Below are 5,728 nucleotides of genomic sequence, written 5' to 3'. Positions count from 1 at the left end.
AACAAAAACAAGATTGAAATTGGCCGAAACACAGGAGAGACGAATAAGACTTTCTGCAACTGAGGATCAAACGATATAAAAAGGCAACCGTGAGGTACTGCCGATAAAGTTCTTAAAAGAGATGTCAATGTAGCGTAGCGGGGTAATGGAGTACTAATCAAAGTACATGATTATTTTGCTTTATTTTAAAGGTGGTGTCTAACAGACAACATAACAAAAAGAAGACTATTTTTAACAATAGTTAAAACTGGTCAGCATCTTACAACACATTTTACAATGGAGAGTTTGATCCTGGCTCAGGATGAACGCTAGCGGCAGGCCTAATACATGCAAGTCGAACGATATTTTCCAGCTTGCTGGAAGAGAAAGTGGCGCACGGGTGCGTAACGCGTATGCAACCTACCTTTATCAGGGGGATAGCCCGGAGAAATCCGGATTAATACCGCATAACATCATGTTATAGCATTATAGTATGATCAAACATTTATGGGATAAAGATGGGCATGCGTGTCATTAGCTAGTTGGCGGGGTAACGGCCCACCAAGGCGACGATGACTAGGGGATCTGAGAGGATGGCCCCCCACACTGGTACTGAGACACGGACCAGACTCCTACGGGAGGCAGCAGTAAGGAATATTGGTCAATGGAGGCAACTCTGAACCAGCCATGCCGCGTGCAGGAAGACTGCCCTATGGGTTGTAAACTGCTTTTATCCGGGAATAAACCTACTTACGTGTAAGTAGCTGAATGTACCGGAAGAATAAGGATCGGCTAACTCCGTGCCAGCAGCCGCGGTAATACGGAGGATCCAAGCGTTATCCGGATTTATTGGGTTTAAAGGGTGCGTAGGCGGCCTGTTAAGTCAGGGGTGAAAGACGGTAGCTCAACTATCGCAGTGCCCTTGATACTGATGGGCTTGAATGGACTAGAGGTAGGCGGAATGAGACAAGTAGCGGTGAAATGCATAGATATGTCTCAGAACACCGATTGCGAAGGCAGCTTACTATGGTCCTATTGACGCTGAGGCACGAAAGCGTGGGGATCAAACAGGATTAGATACCCTGGTAGTCCACGCCCTAAACGATGAACACTCGCTGTTGGCGATACACAGTCAGCGGCTAAGCGAAAGCGTTAAGTGTTCCACCTGGGGAGTACGCCCGCAAGGGTGAAACTCAAAGGAATTGACGGGGGCCCGCACAAGCGGAGGAGCATGTGGTTTAATTCGATGATACGCGAGGAACCTTACCCGGGCTTGAAAGTTAGTGAATCATTTAGAGATAGATGAGTCCGCAAGGACACGAAACTAGGTGCTGCATGGCTGTCGTCAGCTCGTGCCGTGAGGTGTTGGGTTAAGTCCCGCAACGAGCGCAACCCCTATGTTTAGTTGCCAGCACGTTATGGTGGGGACTCTAAACAGACTGCCTGTGCAAACAGAGAGGAAGGAGGGGACGACGTCAAGTCATCATGGCCCTTACGTCCGGGGCTACACACGTGCTACAATGGATGGTACAGAGGGCAGCTAGCTGGCAACAGTATGCGAATCTCACAAAGCCATTCACAGTTCGGATTGGGGTCTGCAACTCGACCCCATGAAGTTGGATTCGCTAGTAATCGCGTATCAGCAATGACGCGGTGAATACGTTCCCGGGCCTTGTACACACCGCCCGTCAAGCCATGGAAGCTGGGGGTACCTAAAGTATGTAACCGCAAGGAGCGTCCTAGGGTAAAACCGGTAACTGGGGCTAAGTCGTAACAAGGTAGCCGTACCGGAAGGTGCGGCTGGAATACCTCCTTTCTGGAGTAGCACCGCCTACCCGCAACGCAACATGATATTTCAAATAAGGTATAAGGTAAAGGGTAATGAGGCTGAAGGCCTTGATACACGATACCAATACTTTAAAAAAAGAGAAAAAAGAAACACCCAGAAGAAAACGGTGGGCTACTATAAAAGGTAAGCACAACGGAGACAGGAAGGGTAAGCCAAAAAGGGAAGCAGTAGCGGTAAGATACTATATACTGCGACTAAATAAAAGCCTACCTTAAACAAACAGTCCCGTAGCTCAGCCTGGTTAGAGCACTACACTGATAATGTAGGGGTCTCCAGTTCAAATCTGGACGGGACTACCATTGAAAGTCATAAGTCGTGAGTCTTAAGTCTTGAGTCGATAAGACTAAGGACTGTTGACTAAAGACTGAGGACTACTACTCTGGGGGATTAGCTCAGCTGGCTAGAGCGCCTGCCTTGCACGCAGGAGGTCAACGGTTCGACTCCGTTATTCTCCACTATAAAGGTTGATGGTTAAAAGGTTGAAGGTATAGGGTAAACCCATAGCTGAAACGAACCACAACATAATAATACAAAGCTTACCAGGATTGGTAATATACATTGACATAAAGATTAAGAAAGAAGAAAACGCCATGGGGCACATACCAAAAGTATGAAACGGTTCGAGACCGCAGTTTTTTACTAACAAGGATAAGCTTAGGCTTAGGCGTAGGACAATGAAACCCTATACCTTTATACCCTAAACCTTACACCTTAGTAAAGTTCTTTGACATATTGGAAGAAGTTAAAAAAGAAGAGCAAACAACAATAGGCGACTGTTGTGTTTGTGCTCACCAACCCAAGGGGCAACCCAAAGGAAGGTATGAGACATCATAACAAGAGCAAAAAAAGCATACCATATGGCGCAAAAGGCATATGAGTAGAAGAAAGTAATAAAGAGTACACGGGGGATGCCTTGGCTCTCAGAGGCGATGAAGGACGTGATAAGCTGCGATAAGCTTCGGGTATTTGCAAATAGGAATTGATCCGAAGATTTCCGAATGGGGCAACCCGGCATGTTGAAGACATGTCACATATAATGAGCAAACCTGCCGAACTGAAACATCTAAGTAAGCAGAGGAAGAGAAAATAACAATGATTTCCTGAGTAGTGGCGAGCGAAAGGGAAAGAGCCCAAACCATTAATGTTACGGCATTAGTGGGGTTGTAGGACTACAATGTGTCATTAGCAAACAGAAGTGGAATGGGATGGGAAGCCCAGCGATACACGGTGATAGCCCGGTACACGTATAGAATGCTAGGCTAGTAGTATCCTGAGTACCGCGAGGTCGGAGACGCCTTGTGGGAATCTGCCGGCACCATCCGGTAAGGCTAAATACTCCTGAGAGACCGATAGTGAACCAGTACCGTGAGGGAAAGGTGAAAAGAACCCCGAACAGGGGAGTGAAATAGAACCTGAAACCGTGTACTTACAAGCGGTCGGAGCATCCAAGTGGTGTGACGGCGTGCCTTTTGCATAATGAGCCTACGAGTTACTCCTCTCTGGCAAGGTTAAGTGCTTCAGGCACGGATCCGAAGCGAAAGCGAGTCTGAATAGGGCGTATAGTCAGAGGGGGTAGACGCGAAACCTTGTGATCTACCCATGGACAGGTTGAAGGTGCGGTAACACGTACTGGAGGACCGAACCGATAAACGTTGAAAAGTTTCCGGATGATCTGTGGGTAGGGGTGAAAGGCTAATCAAACTGGGAAATAGCTCGTACTCCCCGAAATGTTTTTAGGAACAGCGTGGATATTAAGTTTCATAGAGGTAGAGCTACTGATTGGGTGCGGGGGAGTCAAATCCTACCAAATCCAGACAAACTCCGAATGCTATGAAATATGATCTGCAGTGAGGCGCGGGGTGCTAAGGTCACGCGCCGAGAGGGAAAGAACCCAGACCATCAGCTAAGGTCCCCAAGTTACAGTTAAGTTGAACTAACGAGGTCCGATTGCACAGACAGCTAGGATGTTGGCTTGGAAGCAGCCATTCATTTAAAGAGTGCGTAACAGCTCACTAGTCGAGCGATCGGGCATGGATAATAAACGGGCATTAAATTGTACACCGAAGCTATGGGATTGAAATATATCGGTAGGGGAGCATTCTAGCGGCAGCGAAGGTATCTGGTAATGGGTGCTGGAGCTTCTAGAAAAGCAAATGTAGGCATAAGTAACGATAAGCGGTGCGAGAAACACCGCCACCGAAAGGATAAGGTTTCCTGATCAACGCTAATCGGATCAGGGTTAGTCGGGACCTAAGGAGAACCCGAAGGGGAAATTCGATGGACAACTGGTTAATATTCCAGTACTTTTTATAACTGCGATGTGGGGACGGAGTAGTGACACTGCCGCGATCTGACGGAATAGATCGTTAAAGACAGTAGGTATTAGATTGGTAGGCAAATCCGCCGGTCTAGCTGAAAGTCGATAGTACCGCAAGCCTTCGGGTGAGTGGATAGCGCAGGTAATCAGACTTCCAAGAAAAACCGCTAAGCTTCAGGTTATAAAAACCCGTACCGCAAACCGACACAGGTATCCGGGAAGAGGATTCTAAGGTGCTCGAGTGAATCATGGCTAAGGAACTCGGCAAAATGGCCCTGTAACTTCGGGAGAAGGGGCGCTGGCAGCAATGTCAGCCGCAGTGAAAAGGCCCAGGCGACTGTTTAACAAAAACACATGGCTTTGCAAAATCGAAAGATGAAGTATAAGGCCTGACACCTGCCCGGTGCTGGAAGGTTAAGAGGGGATGTCATCCGCAAGGAGAAGCATTGAATCGAAGCCCCAGTAAACGGCGGCCGTAACTATAACGGTCCTAAGGTAGCGAAATTCCTTGTCGGGTAAGTTCCGACCTGCACGAATGGTGTAACGATCTGGGCGCTGTCTCAGCCATGAGCTCGGTGAAATTGTGGTCCCGGTGAAGACGCCGGGTACCCGCAACGGGACGGAAAGACCCCATGCACCTTCACTACAATTTAACATTGACATTGGATACAGGATGTGTAGGATAGGTGGGAGGCTTTGAAGCGGCGTCGCTAGGCGTCGTGGAGCCAACGTTGAAATACCACCCTTTCTGTATTCGGTGTCTAATCCTACTAAGTGGGAGACATTGTTTGATGGGTAGTTTGACTGGGGTGGTCGCCTCCAAAAAGGTAACGGAGGCTTTCAAAGGTAAGCTCAGTACGCTTGGTAACCGTACGCGGAGTGCAATAGCATAAGCTTGCTTGACTGTGAGACATACAGGTCGATCAGGGTCGAAAGACGGATATAGTGATCCGGTGGTTCTGCATGGAAGGGCCATCGCTCAAAGGATAAAAGGTACGCTGGGGATAACAGGCTGATCTCCCCCAAGAGCTCATATCGACGGGGAGGTTTGGCACCTCGATGTCGGCTCGTCACATCCTGGGGCTGGAGAAGGTCCCAAGGGTTCGGCTGTTCGCCGATTAAAGTGGCACGCGAGCTGGGTTCAGAACGTCGCGAGACAGTTCGGTCCCTATCTGTTGTGGGCGTAGGAATTTTGAGTGGGGCTGACCTTAGTACGAGAGGACCGGGTTGGACTAGCCTCTAGTGAATCTGTTGTTCCGCCAGGGGCATTGCAGAGTAGCTACGCTGGGAATAGATAAGCGCTGAAAGCATCTAAGTGCGAAACTAGCCACGAGATGAGAATTCCATATAGGACCGTAGCAGACTACTACGTTGATAGGCTACAGATGTAAAGCTGGCGACAGCACAGTCGAGTAGTACTAATCATCCGAAGCTTTCAAAGCAAACAGACTGTTGTTTGTTCTTCAAACTAACTTCTTTCAATAATATGTCATTTAAGCTCGAGATAGCTTATCTAAAGAAATTTAGGTGCCTATATCGGTGGTGTCCACCTCTTCCCATTCCGAACAGAGAAGTTAAGCCCA

2 tRNA genes and 2 rRNA genes are annotated in these 5,728 nt (G+C 48.2%); all 4 read left to right on the top strand.

From position 1 onward, the window contains the following. The first annotated feature begins 273 nt into the window (after nucleotides 1-273). Nucleotides 274-1,795, top strand: a 16S ribosomal RNA gene (locus tag U859_RS0126620). Between the two features lie 254 nt (nucleotides 1,796-2,049). Next, nucleotides 2,050-2,127, top strand: a tRNA-Ile gene (locus U859_RS0126610). An 82-nt stretch (nucleotides 2,128-2,209) separates the two neighbouring features. Beyond that, nucleotides 2,210-2,283, top strand: a tRNA-Ala gene (locus U859_RS0126605). Nucleotides 2,284-2,709: 426 nt separating this feature from the next. Beyond that, nucleotides 2,710-5,586, top strand: a 23S ribosomal RNA gene (locus tag U859_RS0126600). The 16S and 23S rRNA genes sit together here with 2 tRNA genes alongside, the layout of an rRNA operon. Nucleotides 5,587-5,728 lie beyond the last annotated feature (142 nt).

It is taken from the genome of Pedobacter jeongneungensis, assembly GCF_000633455.1.
Lineage (GTDB): Bacteria > Bacteroidota > Bacteroidia > Sphingobacteriales > Sphingobacteriaceae > Pedobacter > Pedobacter jeongneungensis_A.
This window is presented reverse-complemented; position numbering and strand designations above follow the sequence as displayed.